Annotated in this window: 12 protein-coding genes and 1 tRNA gene; 2 read left to right on the top strand and 11 right to left on the bottom strand. The window is 41.8% G+C overall.

The window, feature by feature from the left end; all coding sequences use genetic code 11:
• Positions 1 to 278: 278 nt before the first annotated feature.
• The 5 genes from GXZ17_RS07180 to GXZ17_RS07160 form a co-directional block, all read right to left on the bottom strand.
• Complete coding sequence (locus GXZ17_RS07180; protein WP_409376612.1) at positions 279 to 1,772, bottom strand: rhamnulokinase; 1,494 nt, start codon at positions 1,770 to 1,772, stop codon at positions 279 to 281.
• 416 nt (positions 1,773 to 2,188) lie between these two features.
• Complete coding sequence (gene hxlB / locus GXZ17_RS07175) at positions 2,189 to 2,758, bottom strand: 6-phospho-3-hexuloisomerase (RefSeq protein ID WP_409376611.1); 570 nt, start codon at positions 2,756 to 2,758, stop codon at positions 2,189 to 2,191.
• A complete protein-coding gene (locus GXZ17_RS07170) occupies positions 2,742 to 3,395 on the bottom strand; it encodes an orotidine 5'-phosphate decarboxylase / HUMPS family protein (protein ID WP_409376610.1) in 654 nt (217 codons plus the stop codon). Before GXZ17_RS07170 ends, hxlB begins: the two co-directional genes overlap by 17 nt.
• A 3-nt stretch (positions 3,396 to 3,398) precedes the next feature.
• Complete coding sequence (locus GXZ17_RS07165; RefSeq protein ID WP_409376609.1) at positions 3,399 to 4,694, bottom strand: DUF1015 domain-containing protein; 1,296 nt, start codon at positions 4,692 to 4,694, stop codon at positions 3,399 to 3,401.
• A gap of 22 nt (positions 4,695 to 4,716) precedes the next feature.
• Positions 4,717 to 6,492: an ASKHA domain-containing protein gene (locus tag GXZ17_RS07160; RefSeq protein WP_409376608.1), complete on the bottom strand. Its 1,776-nt coding sequence runs from the start codon at positions 6,490 to 6,492 to the stop codon at positions 4,717 to 4,719.
• A gap of 780 nt (positions 6,493 to 7,272) precedes the next feature.
• Here GXZ17_RS07160 and GXZ17_RS07155 point away from each other — a divergent pair.
• Positions 7,273 to 8,145 carry a VIT1/CCC1 transporter family protein gene (locus tag GXZ17_RS07155; RefSeq protein ID WP_409376607.1) on the top strand — a complete coding sequence of 291 codons (873 nt, stop codon included), beginning with the start codon at positions 7,273 to 7,275 and terminating at the stop codon, positions 8,143 to 8,145.
• Positions 8,146 to 8,157: 12 nt separating this feature from the next.
• Here the strand turns inward: GXZ17_RS07155 and GXZ17_RS07150 are convergent, their stop codons facing one another.
• Positions 8,158 to 9,900 (bottom strand): phospholipid carrier-dependent glycosyltransferase, encoded by a 1,743-nt coding sequence (locus tag GXZ17_RS07150; protein ID WP_409376606.1) that lies wholly within the window; start codon positions 9,898 to 9,900, stop codon positions 8,158 to 8,160.
• Positions 9,901 to 10,442: 542 nt separating this feature from the next.
• Between GXZ17_RS07150 and GXZ17_RS07145 the strand changes: the two genes are divergently transcribed.
• The gene (locus GXZ17_RS07145) at positions 10,443 to 11,945 is read left to right on the top strand and encodes a S41 family peptidase (RefSeq protein WP_409376605.1); all 1,503 of its coding nucleotides are present in this window, start codon (positions 10,443 to 10,445) and stop codon (positions 11,943 to 11,945) included.
• A gap of 509 nt (positions 11,946 to 12,454) precedes the next feature.
• On the opposite strand, the gene GXZ17_RS07140 is transcribed toward GXZ17_RS07145, so the two are convergent.
• From GXZ17_RS07140 to GXZ17_RS07120, 5 genes are all read right to left on the bottom strand, one after another.
• A tRNA-Arg gene (locus GXZ17_RS07140) sits at positions 12,455 to 12,531 on the bottom strand.
• Positions 12,532 to 12,584: 53 nt separating this feature from the next.
• A complete protein-coding gene (locus GXZ17_RS07135; protein ID WP_409376604.1) occupies positions 12,585 to 13,913 on the bottom strand; it encodes a hypothetical protein in 1,329 nt (442 codons plus the stop codon).
• Complete coding sequence (locus tag GXZ17_RS07130) at positions 13,913 to 14,731, bottom strand: ABC transporter permease (RefSeq protein ID WP_409376603.1); 819 nt, start codon at positions 14,729 to 14,731, stop codon at positions 13,913 to 13,915. Before GXZ17_RS07130 ends, GXZ17_RS07135 begins: the two co-directional genes overlap by 1 nt.
• A 2-nt stretch (positions 14,732 to 14,733) precedes the next feature.
• On the bottom strand, positions 14,734 to 15,456 hold the full coding sequence (locus tag GXZ17_RS07125; RefSeq protein ID WP_409376602.1) for a hypothetical protein: 723 nt from the start codon (positions 15,454 to 15,456) through the stop codon (positions 14,734 to 14,736).
• Positions 15,453 to 16,400, bottom strand: coding sequence for an ABC transporter ATP-binding protein (locus GXZ17_RS07120; protein WP_409376601.1), 948 nt, complete (start codon positions 16,398 to 16,400; stop codon positions 15,453 to 15,455). The genes GXZ17_RS07125 and GXZ17_RS07120 overlap by 4 nt, the downstream gene beginning before the upstream one ends.
• Positions 16,401 to 17,091: the final 691 nt, after the last annotated feature.

Below are 17,091 nucleotides of genomic sequence, written 5' to 3'. Positions count from 1 at the left end.
TTGGGGGATTGCTGCTTTTTTCTGTCGCTGCAATAATTCTCCTCATCCGTCACCCCGGCAATTTTTAAGCCGGGGTCCAGACTCCTTATGACCTCTTCTTTTTTTGTCATCGCGAGGGTCGCAAAAACAGACAGCCTATGGCGTAAGATTAAAAAGCACAATAGATGAAAAAGATTTGGAATAATTCCGTTCGAGAGAAAGAAAGTTACATGGGTTAAACATGGTTTTTATAGATAATGCCCTCGACAATGAATCAGCCCATCAAACAGATGAGCCCTTTATGAGCTAAAAGAAAAGAGGCGGAGATACTTTTCGTAGACGTCATCCCAGTAACCCTTATCACCTGGCTCATATTGCTCAATGGATGATGAGCGAAGCACAATCTCCCTGCCCTCTTCTAAGTTTCTGATCTCGCCATCGGCTTTTAGCTGCATTATCAAATTTCCCATTGATGTGGTTTCCGCCGGTCCGGCAACCACTGAAATTCCTGTGGCATCAGCAATCCACTGACAGAGAGTTTTATTCTGCGATCCTCCACCCACGATATGAAGCAACTCGAGGCTCTTATTGCTTATCTTCTCCAGTAACTCCAGGTTATAGCGAAATTTCAAAACCAGACTTTCATAAAAACATCGGGCAACTTCACCCATAGAGTTTGGGATTTCTTGTCCTTTTTGTTGACAGTATTCCTGAATAATCCCGGGCATATCCACCTGAGGTTGACCAAACAGGGGGTCATCCACATCAATGTAGGCTTTAGACGGTCCAGCATTTTCTGAAGCAGTGACGATTTCGTCCCAGCTTAAGTTCCTCTGGTATTCATTTCTCCACCGACTTCGACACTGCTGGATGATCCACAAAGCAGCAATATATTTTACCAACATATTCCTACCTTCCGGGATAGCGTTGTTTCCATAGCCCGATGCAAAAACTGCATCAGTTACAACAGGCTTGAGAGTTTCCAAACCCATAATAGCCCAGGTTCCCAAACTGATGAACGCCCAATGTTTTCGAGAATCAGTTACTGGAATACCAGCCACAGCTGAAGCAGTATCATGAGTTGCAGGAGCAACAACGGAAAGCGGGCCAACTCCAAATTGTTCCCTGATATCCTCCTGTATCACTCCAATCTTATCACCAGGCATAATCAGCTCATTGAGAATGGAGGGAGATATTCCCATACGTTCGAGAATTCTCCTCTCCCAGGTGCGGTTATATTGGTCACATAAAAGGGTCATGGTAGCATTGGTGTACTCGTTATAAATTCTCCCGGTTAAAAAATAATTTAAGAGATCAGGTATCATAAGCATTCTCCGACCACTTCTTATTTCCAGAGAGTTGTCATACTGGAAAGAAAAAAGCTGGAAAATTCCCATGATTTCGCTGGTTGCACCCGCTGATAATTCAAACAATTCTCGCTGAGGAATGACTTCGTATAATAGCGAGGACCGACTTATTCGGTTTTTATCTCGATAGGTCACCGGGTTAGCAACCAATTTCCCATTTTCATCAATAAAACCAAAATCGCAACCCCACGTATCAATGGCCAGAGATCGAATATCTGGATACTGTGACAGGGAAGCCTGAAGACCATTCATAAGCTCAGAAAACAGATAAAGAATATCCCAGTAAAGAGTCCCGGTAACATATACCGGGCCATGTTCAAACCGATGAACTACATCGGTGGTTGCTTTCTCCCCATCGAAGCTAGCAACAATTGCTCTTCCGTTACTGGCACCAAAATCAAACACCAGATAATTTTTTTCAGACATTTGCTCCTCCTCCAGCTCTATAGTTTTAACCCCCTCTTCCCATCTAAATCTTTCCCCCCCATCAAATACCAACAAAGACGATAAAAAAAATACTTAACTTCTTGAACTTACTATCATTTGCTTAACTATTATCATCTTTCATTATATTATAGCCTTCTGCATAAAATACATGGATTGTTTTTCTACAAAGAAATCGGGTAAAAAATTTAAAATGAGTGAAAATTGAATTCAATCTTCACTCTGGCAACTAATATGCAAGAATCGCATTTTCTGGAGGTTAAGTTCAGAAAATGGGCAAGAGCTGATCCTCATGATGAAAAGACTCTTTCGGCTCTAAGCGAGTTTTTGGAGGGGCACTTCATGATCACCCGTATTCATGAGCATATTCTAATCAGTCATCAAAAACTGAAATAGCGCTACTCCAGATTAGCATGGCGCTTCATCATCTCTCGATAAGCTTCTTCCCGCCGGGGGGAAACTAAACTTAAGACGATGCTATCAAAAAAGAGCATCAAAGAATGTTCAAACCGGGTCCCACCTCCATTAGAATAAAGCTGAACGCTATCTCCCGCTTTCTCCGGGTTAAACTCCACTACCTCATCAGCTTTTTCTTGAAGAGGAGAACCAGGGCTTCCCACTATAGCCACCACCTCTGCTCCATACTGGTGGGCTTTTTCTACCATGAGCAAAACCGATGATGTCCCACCAGAACCCGAAGCCACTATTAAAACATCTCCTTCTCCTATGGCCGGGCAATCCACTTCTCCTACAATGTGCACTTCATAGCCCATGTGCATGAGACGCATAGCAAAGCCCCGCAACACCAAAAAGCTTCTTCCTCGCGCCCAGAAAAAAAGCCTTTTCTCAGGCCAGTCCTTTTCCACATGAGCAATAAATTTTTTGACTTTATCGGCATCCAAAGTAGCAAGAAGAGCATGAGCCTCTTTAAGGACTACCTCCGTCGCCTGGTCAAAACTCAAATTCATCGATTATCCTCCTTATCTCTCGAGCTTCTTCTTCAGGATGCGGAGAATTAGTAATGGCTGAGCCTACCACTACCACAGCGGGAGAAACCTCTTTCATTATTTGCGGCAGAGAAACAGCGCTTATTCCTCCTGCTACCATGAAGGAGTAACCCCCTTCTCGAAGAAAAGGAGATTTTTCCATCACCTCTAACCAGCTTTCCCCTTTCTGAAAAGCATCAGAAGCAAGGTGGAGAGAAAGAAAATCGGGATTAACTTCCCTTATTTCTTTCATTTTTTCAGGACAGGGGAAGAAAAAATCAATGGTATCCACCACCAACTGCGCTCCTCTTTCCTGGCAAACTTCTTTTGCCTCCTGCAGAGTGAAAAAAGAAGCACCAGCCAGCACTGAAACCATATCTGCTCCACTTCTCAGAGATTCCTCTGTCTCCCAGCCTCCAGCATCTACAATTTTAGTATCAGCAAAAACTTTTTTCTCTCCCACTAAACTTTTTATTTCTGTAACTATAGAAAGCCCGTAACGAAGAATTAGAGGGGTTCCCACCTCTATGATGTCTACATAATCTAAAAGGGAAGAGACAAGCTGTTTAGCTTTTTCCCGGGTCACAATATCCAGAGCCAGTTGAAAGCGGGGTTTCATAGCTTACTCCTCCTCATCCAGCAAACGAAAAACCAGCCCGCTCCACACCTTGGGGTAAAAGTAGGTGGATTTCTGGGGCATTCGCTGGGCATAAGCAACCGCTTCTTCCACTCTCTCTAAGGGAGTGGAGCGCATAACAAAGACCAGCTGGTAGTGATTTTCCTCCCGAGCTAAAGCAAAAACATCTTTAGTCCCCCGGAGATAATCAACATATTCGCTCTCTCCTTTGCCTTCTTTGTTAATTCCTAAAATTTCTTTAAACACCACTTCATGTAAAATAGTCGTATCTAAATAGCGATTCACATTATCTTTTCCCAGCTTTTCGTCCATCACTTTTAAGTCCTTTAGAGTTATAGCTCCCCACTTATCTTCCACCTTATCATAAACCCCAATGGTGTGAGGAGGAGCAGTACGCAAAAACTCTTCCATTTCCCGCTCGTTAGAGAAATTATTAACTATAAAATGACTCTGGCACCGATCAAAAAACCCTCTCACTCTTTCCTCGGGTAAATCGTGCACTAATCGATGAGTGGGAAGGATTAAAAGTCCGGGGTTTTTCATGTTGACTAAAGTCATCATCACATAATCTTCTGGTATCTCTTCCCAGGGGTCTTGCAGCTCTTTCCTTCGCTCTTCTCGATACATAAGGCTGGTCTCATAGCGATGATGACCATCAGCAATGATAATGGTGCGAGGACTCAGTATTCTTTTTATTTTATCTATTACTTCTTTTTCCTTTATCCTCCACAATCGGTGCGTAACCCCCTGGTAATCAGTAAACTGAAACATAAAGTTTTCTTCTTTTTTATTTTCTTCTAAAAGTTCATCGATTCCTCCTGAAGAATCATTAAAAATCCCGAATATCTGCTCCAAATTGGCTCGAGTAGCTCGCAAAAGTTCTAATCGATCCATAGAATATTTAGGCATAGTCCGCTCGTGAGGCATGATTATCTTCTTTTCCCAGCTTTCTAAACGCACCAGAGCTACGAAACCCGTCCTTTTTTTTCGCCCCGAGGAATTGAGCTGAAATTCCTGTTCGTCTATATAGAAAGAGGGAGTCTCATCCTGTTCTATTACTCCTTCCCTTATCCAGGATTGAAGCAGCTCTTTTGCTTTTTGGTAGCCATTCTCTACCTTTCCCAGAGTGAGGTGGACAAAATTATAAGGCTCTTCAGCTAACCGGGCTTTTTCCTTCTCCGATATTACATCATAAGGAGGAGCTGCCAGACGATCAATGGGATGATTTTTAATAAATTCTGAAGAATAAAAATAACCTCGAAACGGTTTAACTACTGCCATCTTCCCTATCTCCTTTTCCAGTCTAATTAAAAATCAAAGATTGATAAAAATAATCAGAAAAATCACTTCTTGCTGAAAGTTCAATATAACGGGCTTTCTGGAATAGCACTTTAACCTTTCGGCGAAAATCCCGAGAGAGAAGAGCTTTTTTGGCTCCATAGAGAGAAGCATTGCCTACTGAAGTAGTCTTCGCTCCCTGAGGAATAAGACCAATTGTCTTAGCGCTTTCCGGGTTAATAAAGCTACCAAAAGCTCCCGCAAGTATTACTTCTTCTATCTCTTCCTCTTTTCTTCCTGCCTCTTTCAAGAGAATTTCCCTGCCGGCCTGAATGGCTGCTTTTGCCAGTTGTAGCTGAGAAATATCTTCCTGAGTAATAAAAATAGGGGGGTCATAGCTCAAAAGAAATGCCTGGCTACCTCCTTCTTTTATCAGTCGATTGCTCCATTTATCATTCTCTTTGAACCTTCCGGTAGGACTCAACAGCCCTTCCCTCAAGAAACAAGCTAAAGCATCGATCAGGCCAGTGCCGCATATTCCCCGAGGAGCTAAATCTCCAATGGTGTAAATCTTTATATCTCCATCTTTTATCTCTACCGCCGATATTGCTCCCAGGGTAGCTCGAGTCCCGTGTTTGATCTGTGCTCCTTCAAAAGCAGGACCGGCTGCCGTTCCACAACAAAAAATATTTTCTCCATCTATCAAAACAATTTCTCCATTAGTCCCTATATCTACATAAAGAGTTAAACCTTTTCTTTCTATCAAATCAAAGGCTACTACCCCGGATAGAATATCCCCTCCCACATAACCAGCCAGAGAGGGGAATAAATAAACCTGAGCTTCCGGATTGGCCACTATTTTAAGTTCCCGGGCGTCAAGCACCTGTTCTTCTCGAAAAACTGGAGTGTAAGGAGCTACTCCAATAGAAAGAGGAGAAACCCCCAGAAAGAGGTGCTCCATTATGGTATTTCCGGCTACAGTAACAGCAAAAACCCTTTCCGGGTTCTTGTTCACTTTTTCGCAGGCTTCCTGGATTAAATCGTTCATGGTTTGGGCTAACACCTCTTGTAAACGATAAAGGTTATGATAGTCATCTTGGATAGCCCGGAGGCGGGATATGACATCTGCTCCAAATTGAGTCTGTCTATTTAAAGCTCCCAGACGATGAAGAGAAGTGCCAGTGGTGAGGTCTACCAGCTCTCCCCCCACAGTAGTGGTACCCAGGTCAAAAGCCATCCCTAAAAAAGATTTATCAGAAGAAAGTTTATTAACATACCGGATTTTTTCTTCATCAGTTATTACTTCAAATTCTGTCTCTCTTTCTTCCCCGAGGTGAGAAAGATGATAAAGAGAGGCTAAAGACCATTTCTTACCCTTTCCTTGCAGCTGAGAAGACAGGATTTCTTGAAGAGAAGACACTCCATCTATGGGAGGTTTTGTCACATTTACCTCTGCCTGGCAGACAGGAAGTTCTTCCCGCCGGGCTTCCTGAGTTTTTACCATCACTTCTCCATAAGAGGTAAGAGAAGGAGAAACATCTACCTCTACTTCCCCATATACTTCCACCTGACAGGCCAGACGAAATCCCTCTTTGATTTTTTCTTTGAGATGTTTTTCCTCTAAGGAATTAGGAGAAGATACCTCCTCTCCTTTAACTTTTACCACACATTTTCCGCAAGACCCCATGCCTCCACAGTAGGAATCTACCTCTATTCCTTCCCGCCGCAGGGCTTCCAACAGATTCTCTCCTCTTTTTACTTCCCAAACTCGATTCAGAAGGGGAACTTTTATGAATGGCATTTTAGTATTTATCTATCCTCTTCTCTCTTAACTCATCAAGAATACCTTTTCCTTTACATCAAGTTAGTTTACCATTTTTGTCAAGAACAACCTACGGCAAAGCGTAGCAGCTTGCAACACTCTGCCTCTTTTTATCATAGTAAGGGTCGCATTTACGTTTCCGTGATGATCTTACTTTGAATTGCGTATACACAGCCATCACAACAATTAGGTAGAAAAAGAAGAGAGAATGAGCATATTGTTTTAAAATTTTCCAAAATTTTTTTAACTACCTATTGACAAATTCAAAAAGAGATGATATATTATGTTTGCCATCGGTTCTGAGGAGTTAAGCCGGAGGATGGAAAAAAGAGCTTCTGTTTGAAAGATAAGAAGCTCAAAGCTTTTGAGTGGAAGTCCATCCTGAAGTTTCTCACCCCAAAAAGGTGAGAAAGAAAAGGCTAAGGTTTGTTAGAACCGATGGCTTTTTTATTCGGCCTTATAACCACAGAACCACAGTAAGACGCTTCCCCTATAACCTGACGCCCTTTCCCCCTCTCTACAAAGAGCAAGGCCGTCTTTTTTTTAGAGACAGAGCCACCACACAGGTGAAAAAGCGAGGTTAATTATGGCAACCCAACGGCGCAAGGTTATGGAGAGAAAGACTTCTCCACAGCTCTCCTTAAGCAATCTTTTATTACTGGCTTCCCCTCTCTTTAATCCTTCTCATTGTTTTTATACCTCATCAAGGTTAAAATAGACGCAGCAACCTTGAATACCTGAGAGTAGGAGGGAGAAAAAATGGATATCACTCCTGAAGTTCATGCTCAGTTATTAGAACACCAGAAGAATGAAATTACCGAATATCACATCTATCTAAACCTGTCTAAAAACCCCAAATCCTCGAAAAACCAGGAGATTCTGGAGAAAATTGCCCATGAAGAGCTCCGTCACTACCATGTTTTTAAAAAGTATACCCGGAAAGATGTAGAGCCAGACCGATTCAAAATCTGGAAATATTACTGGATAAGTCGTATTTTTGGGCTCACTTTCGGGTTGAAGCTAATGGAAAATGGGGAAGAAAGAGCACAAAAAAACTATGAACATCTACTGGAAACCATTCCCGAAATAAGCACTATCATCGAGGAAGAAAATAAGCACGAAAATGCCTTGTTAGGGCTCATAGATGAGGAATGGCTTAACTATATCGGTTCGGTAGTGTTGGGGCTCAACGATGCTTTAGTGGAGCTCACTGGTGCTCTGGCTGGTTTTACTCTGGCTCTCCAGGATACCAAATTAATCGCCCTGACTGGTTCGGTTACCGGTATTGCAGCAGCTCTATCTATGGGAGCTTCTGAATATTTATCCACAAAAGCAGAAGGGACGGATAAAAACCCCCTCCAGGCTTCTCTTTATACTGGGGTTGCTTATATTTTGACCGTTATTCTACTTATTCTACCCTATCTTCTGCTAAGCAATTACTATCTTTGCCTGGGTTGCACTTTAGCTATCGCTGTCGCCATCATCGCTCTCTTCAATTACTATATTTCAGTGGCTAAAGGAACTCCTTTTGGGAGGCGTTTCTGGGAAATGATAGGAGTAAGCTTTGGGGTAGCTGGCTTTAGTTTTTTCATTGGTTATCTGATGCGCTCTGTTTTTGGTATAGAAGTTTGAATGACTATAATTTTAGTTGATGAAAAATGTCCAGCTGGGGAGCCAGCGCAAGTAAGTAGCTACATAATTTTTGCTCACTATTTCTCCAGAGAGCACAGGATAAAAAAGGAAGAATAAAAAGGCAGCAAGGACGAGATACCCAAAAAGAAAAGATTTATAGCGGGGATAATTTTTCCGGATTTTCCGATAAAAAAGAACGATCAAAAGAATATAAAAAGGTACACTGTTATAAAAATGATAAATAAAAGTCAATCGAGGGACCAAAACCCAGGGAAGATATTGAGCAAGAAATCCGATTAAAATGAAAGGAAGAGCTTTTTCTTTTAGAAAGAGGGGAAGGATGAGAGAAAAGAGAAGAACAAGAGTACCTCCCCACCAGATAGCCGGGTTACCCAGAGAAACGATGCTCGAGATTTGTCCAGGGGGCAAACCCTTCCCCTGGTAAAGCCAGATAGGTCGAATCATAAGAGGCCACTGCCACCAGGGAGAAGAAAAGGGATGAGTGGCTTCAAGTTTACTGTGATAGTTGAACATCTGGAGCTGATGCCTCCAGATATCTCTTATCCCCGTAGGTCCGGGTAAAAAGAATACGTAAAATAAACAATAGACAAAAAGAGGAACGATGATAAAAAATAAAACACACCAGGGAAACATTTTTTTACAAAAAGTAGCAAAGCTCGAAGGATTTTCTTTTCTCTTTTTTACCAGATCGAGAAAAAAGAGCACCGCCAGCCCTCCCCCGGCATAGATACCCGTCCATTTTACTGACGCTCCTAACCCGAAGGAAAGACCAGAGAGAAAAAGAGGTAACAAAAATCTTCTGGTTTCCGAAGGAGAGTAAGGAATGGAGAGATAGACAAGCATAAAATAGTACATAAGGATGATAAAAAATACCACATAGGTGTCTATAGTAGCTATACGAGCCTGGACAAAATGCATAAACTCAAAAGTCATAAGAAAAGCAGCCACCAACCCATATTCGCTTTCACCAAATAACTTTTTTCCCAAAAAGTACATCAAAGGAATAATCAAAGCTCCAAACACCACTCCCATAAACCTCCACCCGAAGGGGTTCATACCAAAAATAGTTATCCCCAAAGAGATTAACATCTTGCCCAGGGGAGGATGAGTCCACTCATAAGGTTCTACCTGATGGAGGTATTCATAAGCAGTACGGGCAAAGTAAATCTCATCAAAGTAAGTGCTATTTAGATAAGAGGATTGGTAAGGAACGGTATCTTGCTCATCAAAAGCTTCAGGAAAACCCTGGGGAAGTAGGTATCCCTGGTGTAGAGGTAAAATAGCATTTACAGGAAGCAGGGTCTGTTTTTCTCCCCAAAAACCAATTTCGTTGAGCATCCCTCCACTTTTTTGAGCTATAATTCTAATATATCTTCCTCGCAAGTCAACGTCCGCTTCTTTCCACTCAAAAACGTTCTGGGGCTTAAGAAGAGGTCCTTCTTGCCAGGTTTCGGCATCAGCGGAATATTCAAGCCGATATTCTCCCTCCCCGATAAGCCCCCCGAAAAACGATATACGCTTGATAGTTTCTTCCTTTCCTAAATCGAGACAGGCTCCCTCTCCCGGAGAAGAAGGTTGCCAATAGGTTTGAGGAGCTTTAAGAGAACCTAAATGATAAAAAGAGACGATAAGATAGAAGGTAACCAATAACAAAACGATAGTTTTATCTCTTTTTTCTTTTCTTTCAGCTGGTTTTTCTATCCAATCCACGAAAAATCCTTTCATTTCTGGCATATTTTTACTCCTTAAGAATTATATAACATTCCGTCTGTTTGCAATGCTAAGAATTACCTTATTTAAAAACCAAAGTGGGGAGAATCATCCCCATAAACTGCTGAAAGTACTGAGTGTAGTGGCAAAATAGCATATTCTAATTTAAAGAATATAGATTTGACGCGGGTTTCAACTAAATGAAGTGTCAAAGTCAGAGGTTATAAGAGTGGGTCCTTTTATACCGAAGAGACGTTTTCCTCTCCAGCGGTGTTCGCTTTTTTCAGGGATTATATAAGGGGCTCTCCTTCCTATAGTCCCTTCTCGTTATTCCCGAAATCTTTAGACGGGAATCCACTGAGGAACGCTTTTCCCCTCAGTAGTTTTATCTTTTTATTCAAGTTTTTAGTTTTAGTCTTTTATTTTAGTCTCTCGGGGATTATAAAGGGCGACCCTCATAGTCATTGCCATGACTGATTTTATGGGATACTATAATAGCGAATTATAGTTAGAGACAATAAGAAAACCAATGGAAAGGAACAAAAATTGATAAAGGTGGAAAGAAAATGAAAAGAGTCGCAATAATCGTTGTGTTGCTGGTAGCGGCAATTTTAGCTGGTTACACAGAGGAGGTTTCAGGAAAGCAATCACCAGAGGAATTAAAATACGACCTTGATTTTCTCATCCAGACACTGGAAGATGTCCACCCCGATTTATACAGATACACTCCTCAAGAGGAAATTTATAAGATGAAGCAAGATATCGAGGAAGACTTGAGTGAACCACTGACCAGGCTTGAATTTTACAGAAAGGTTGCACCGCTGGTAACCAGAATTGGAGATGGTCATACCTACATTACCTATCCGGTTGAGGAATTGAATGAATATATAAATGGAGGGGGACGCCTTTTCCCGCTTGATGTCAGAATCATTGGCGAAAGACTATTCGTCGTAGTTGACTATACCGGAGAGATTCCACCAGGTGCAGAAATACTCAAAATTAATGGATTCTCAATTTCACAGCTCATTGAGGAACTCACTAAATACGTGAGCGGAGAGAAATTATCGTACCGGATAGAATCGGTTAACACAAACTTTCGGGCCCTGTTATGGTTTGCATATAGTTGGGAAGAGTTTAACATAACGTATTTATCTCCCTCTGGCAAAGCTCTCCAGAAACCTATAAAAGGGATGACCTGGAACGAGCTCACCAGAAAAGCTCAGGAGCTTCAAAAAGAATTTGCTAAAGAAGAAAAAGAGGAAGACAGTAAAAAAATTCAATATCCCTATTACAGTTATGCTTCAATGCCTGAGTTAAAAACAGGAGTAATTGATTTTAGAGCCTTTCAAGATCCGGAAAAGTTTAATTTATTCTTAGAAGAAACATTCAGAAAAATAAAGGAGGAAGAAATTGAGCACCTTATTATAGATATTCGCAACAACAGTGGAGGAAACTCTACTCTGGGTGATGCTCTCCTCGATTACCTGACAGATAAACCCTGGAGGCAATTTTCAAAAATTGAACTTAAAGTAAGTAAGCAAATAAAGGAATATTACAAAGACCCCCTTCCAGCATTAAAAAAGATTTATCCAGAATCCTATGAATCGATGTATCAAGCATCCCGGGAATGGTATCAATCAGTGTATCAGGAAATTTCTTCCCTGCCTGAAGGCGAAGTATTTTCTTCTTCTCCAGAGCTCATAGAACCCTCTGAAAATCCCCTTCGATTTCATGGCAAGCTATATGTATTAATAGGCTCCCACACCTTTTCCAGTGCCGTCAATTTTGCAGCCACAGTTAAAGACTACGGCATCGGCACACTTATTGGAGAAGAAACAGGAGGGCTGCCTACTCATTTTGGCGATATTTATCCCTTCTGGCTACCCAATACCGACCTTCCAGCAGGGGTTTCACACAAGAAGTTCTACAGACCCAGTGGAATAGATGACGGAAGAGGAGTTTTACCAGATATCGAAGTTACCACCACCCTTGAGGATGTTTTAGAAGGCAAAGACCCAGTGATGGAGCATATTCTGGAGGTTATAAAGACTATTGAGCTTGTGCCCTGATTTTTATCCTGCAGAACCTGCTATAATTATTCTCTTTTCCCGACGTCTCCGTGAGACATTATTTTCGTATTCCGTGGCGGTTTCTATTTTTTGATCCCTTACGGAGTAGAAAAAACGAGACTGCCACGACGCTGAAACACCTTTTCCCGGTATAATTATTTTCTCGTTTATTTGCTTTTAAAGCTCACACTGTAAGTGTCTCGCTCGCAAAGATACCCGAGAAAATTTCCATAGAATTATAAATGAGGGGAATATTCTCCCTACAACCTCTCCTTTTTTTGTCTTTACGAAGAGGAAATTATGAGGCAACCTCGCTTTTTTCTAATTAAAAAACCTTAAAAGAGCAAGAACCACTGGGGGAAAAGCATTCCTCTTGATGCTAGAATGCCCGGAGAAATTGCACAATACGGCAGAAAAGAGAAACAGAGCGTGAAGTAAGGAAACACCGCCATGAATTTTGCAGTTGACTACAAAGTGAGCTGAAGATGAAATGATTCACAAAAAAACACTGGCGCGCCTGGAGGGATTCGAACCCCCAACCTACAGATCCGTAGTCTGTTGCTCTATCCAGTTGAGCCACAGGCGCACCTTACCTCACCATAATTATATTTCTATTCAGCTATAAAATCAACTGTCTCTCTACTTCTCCACCCGGTAAGAACGACTGATTATTATAATCGCTCCTGCTACTAAAGGCAAGAAAGCCACAGCGTAAAGGTAAGCTCCATTTTCCTTTTTCAAGAAACGAATAGTCCGCTCGCTTTTAGGGATATGCTCTCCAGTTTCTCTGGAGATGGTAGATATCTGATAATCAGCCCCAACAAGGTCTTCCCCCAGAGTTACTTTATAGCTTTCAAAAGTGGGTTGATAACCACTCATTTTCAGTTCTTCATCATAGGGGATTATTTCATACCCCAGCTCTGGTCCGGGAACCTGCTTCACAAAATAAGGAGCTTTATCTACTGTTTGCAAGATCTCTTCTCCTCTTCCCAGAAGAACTTGAGCATCGTCTACCGGGTCAACATGCACCCATTTCCACTTTTCCAGCCGACCAATATTTTGAGGGTCTTTAAGCTTATTATAATACAGCTCATTGTATTCTTCCTGATAAAAGGGATTGAAGTAGAGTTCGTTTTTACCTACAGCATGGATAATCCAGGAAGGGTCGTCACAGTTTTCTCTCTTGGTCCAGCGGTTTCCCGGGATTATTTCATATCCCACTCCCTCTCGCCGGCGAGCAGTAAAGACTACTAAATTCTTCTCACTTCCTTCAAAAATAGTTCCATCTTCCATCCTTACCCTGATTTCATAGTTACCCACAGGAAGGTTAAGGATAAAACCCTCTGCTGGCTCAGTAACATAGAATTTTACGAACTCAGGAGGCTCTGGTTGCTGGGGAATAGAAATATCAAGAGGTCCGGTCTCACCAGCTTCCCGTCGGCGGCGCACTTCTTCAAAGAAATTATTCAGCTGTTGCTGATAATAATTCATAGCCTGATAATACTCTTGAAGTTTTTTGTTGAATTCATCTACTGCCGCCTTATATTCGTCGTAATACTCTTGAGCATCTTCGCCCAGATAAATCGTGGCTTTTTCTGACCAATACCCTTCGGGGTAATAGAGAACATACTTCTGCTTCTCCAGAGTGTTTATCAATTTTCCACCCTGCCAGATTTCCAATTTCCCCGGGACTTCTTCATTTAAGGTGCTGAACCCGGCCATATACCGGCGAGTTATAGGCCAGTAGTAAACAATGGTTTTCCGGGGGTTCACCACACTATTAAAATTGGCAATAAAGTACAAAGTTTCCTCGCTCTGAGGACAGAAGCTTTTACTGAAGCCAGAGCCATCAAAAGAAGTCAAAGAATAAACCAGTTGTTCCCGAAAAAGGGGCGCCTGAGCCCAGGAAATGCCTCCTCCCAGAACTAAAATACCCGCTAAAACAAAGAAAGCTATCTTTTTATTCATCAGGCTTTAACCCCCCTTCGATTCATAGTAAATATAGAAAGAGCCATAAAAATGAGGGAATAAATCAGACAATAGACTATGTTAGCCAAATACAATGACCAGCTCTCTAAAACCACGGCATCCAGTCCCCGACTTAAGAAAGCAAAAGGTGATATCCAGTTTATGCCCTGAAAAATATAAGAGAGAGTCTGGCGGAGATAGAGAAGGGGGAGAGATATGGTTGCCTCTTCTCCCAGGCCTAAAAGAGCGCCATAGGCAAATTGAACAGCCAAAAAAGCTCCCAGAATAGCTAAAAGAGTGACCACTGAGCTGCGAATCCGACCGGTTAAAGAAGAGATGAAAAGCCCGAAGCTCACCACACAAGATATGATAAAAACCCCCATAAACAGAGCTTTAATCAAACCTGTGGTGAACCCCAAATTGGTAAGACAGCTCACTAAATAAAAGTAAACAGCAGTGAAGCCTAAAGCTATGATTCCTAAAAGTAAATCCTTGAAATATTTACTCCAGAGAAAGTTTCCCGCTGTCACCGGTCCATAGAAAAGGACTTCTAAAGTCCCTTGCTCCCTTTCTCGAGAGATGGAAATAGCCGATACTATCACCAAATAGATGGAGATAATAATTAAGGTGATATAAAGAGGCTGATGCAGGGGATAAGCCGAAACTAAAATATCCTCTTCCCGGATACCATCTATAAAGTTTTTTAAAATAAAAGAAGAAACCAGGAAAGAGGCAAAAATGGCTGCATAATATCCCCAGCTATACAAGGTATAGAGAAAATCTCTTTTAAAAAGAGTTCTGGTTACTTTTTTTGCCATTCTCATTCCTCCTTTTTGGGTGACTGAAACTCTACGTCTTCAATAACATCTTCAAAATCTCCTTGAGGGGTGCGGAGCACCAGTTCCATGATGCCGTATTTTTCTTCTTCAGGATCAATCTGAATTTTGTCCCAGGTAATAAGTCCTTTATTGCGAGAAAGATAAGCATTGGGATCCCAGAAAAGTTCAATTGGTCCTTCAAAAATCAACCTTCCCCGGCTGTAGTTATCCTCATCTTCTCCCTCTCTAACGTAGAGTTTGCCCTCCAGCTGAAGTGGCAGAGCAGGAAAGTCTGATATTCCCACCCCTTTAGAATCTTTAAAGCGGATTTCAATTTGAATGCCTCTGTCCACGGGGTCGGCAAAACATATGATGCCAGCTAAATCAGGGATTTCTTTTCCCTTCATGGTGAAGTCAAAAACATTAACTCCTCTTTTTATCTCTAACTCTTCAGAAAAAGGATAGTAGTAGGGAGCTTCAGCGCGGAGAGTATGCTTTCCAGGGGGAAGATGGGTAAACTGATAATCTTTGCTCTGAAATAAAATATCAGAACGCCCATCAATGGTGAGATGTAGTCTTCTAACCACGTCATGCGAATAGTGGTCAGTTACTTTGCCTTGCAGAACCCCATAATTCAGCCGGATGGTAAAATAGGAAACCACAAATAAAACCACAACAACTCCTACAATAGCCAGAAAAATAGAGAGACCAACTTTTTTCTTCATGCCGCTTCCTCCCCTCGGGCCAGTAGAGAAATATTTTGCTGAGTAATGGTGATAAAGGCTTCTTCCAGACTCATTTCTTTAGCTTTCATAGAAAGAGGAAGATATCCATTTTGGTAAAGAAATTGAGACAATTCCGGACGATAGTCCCGGTCAGTTTTTAAACTCACTTCCAATTTGTGGCCTTCTACGCTAAATCCTTTCAAAAAGTCCAGCTTTTCTAAAGAGGAAGCAATGCTTTCCGCCTCTTTATCTAACTCTATCTCCATCTCTACACTGTCGGTCAATCTTCGGCGAATATTATCCATGGTATCCTCAGCCAAAAGTTTTCCTTTATTGATAATAGCTACTTTTTTGCATAACCTTTCTACTTCAGAAAGAAGGTGAGAAGAAATAAAAACCGTTTTCCCCCGGTGGTTTTCCTCTTCAATTAAGTCCCGAATCTGCTTGATGCTGCTGGGGTCTAAGTTAGCTACTGGCTCATCCAGAATGAGGAGTTCTGGGTCATGCAAAAGAGCACGGGCAAAGGCTAACTTTTGTTGCATCCCTTTGGAAAAAGCTCCTATTTTTTTGTTCTGGTCGTTAATCAATCCTAAAGCTTCCAACAGCTCTTCAATTCTTCTGGAAGCCTTAGGCACCTGGTAGAGTTCTCCAAAAAAGAGAAGATATTCTCGAGCAGTCATTTCTTTATAAAAATACAAACTCTCAGACACCACTCCAATTCTTTCTTTCACCTCCACTTTACCAGGATTGAATTCTTCTCCTAAGAGGAAAATTTTACCGCTGGTAGGAGGCATCAACCCTAAAATCATATTGATAGTGGTGGTCTTCCCTGCTCCGTTGGGGCCTAAAAAACCACATATATCTCCTTTATCTACCTGGAGATTTAAGTTATCGACAGCCTTAAAGCCATCAAATTCCTTGGTTAAGTTTACAGTTTGGATCATGAAATTTCCCTGCCTCCTCTTTTTTTTAAGCTACTTTATTTTAACAGAAAGAAAAAGCAAAACCACTTTTTTTTAGCTTCTCATTCTATAAGCGTATCTCAAGAGAAGAGCGATAGTTCCTTAAAAATTTCTCTTTAATACATGGCAATATCTTTTTTTCGCGCTCCACTCATCTTCCCTACCGGGGAATTATTGGGGGCAATTTCACCCGGCATGTCTTTGCCAGAGTCACTTTCTCGCCACCCCATGAGAAATCATTAATAATAGATTTCTGATAGACCTGTTCAGGAGTGACGAGCAAGGTGCTTTCCCTCCGGGTTATTTTTCATCTTTTTCATTTGTCTTTTTGTGTTTTCCGGGGTTTATAGGGCGGCGGCGCGATTCACCACCCTAACCCTCTCCCCGGAAGCTCTTTAAACCGTCATCGCGAGCACGGCGTATCTTGCCGTGCGTGGCGATCCCGAGTTTTCAACCCCATGTAATTTGCTTTATAAAATGGCAAAAACCACCCTCGCCCTACCCTCTCACTCCGAGGGCTGGTCTTTTCGTCATACCTGAAATTTAGCGAGGCATCCACACCATCTGTCATTCCTGAAATCTTTTGTCAGGCATCCACGTTTTTGCTTCTTCTTTTCGTTTTTAAAGCCGTGGACCCCTGATAGAAGCATTCAGGGGTGACAACTTTCTTTTC

The organism is Candidatus Sordicultor fermentans (assembly GCF_012728195.1).
Lineage (GTDB): Bacteria > Atribacterota > Atribacteria > Atribacterales > Caldatribacteriaceae > Sordicultor > Sordicultor fermentans.
Note: the sequence above shows the minus strand (reverse complement) of the source record. Positions and strands in the feature narration are given on the sequence as shown.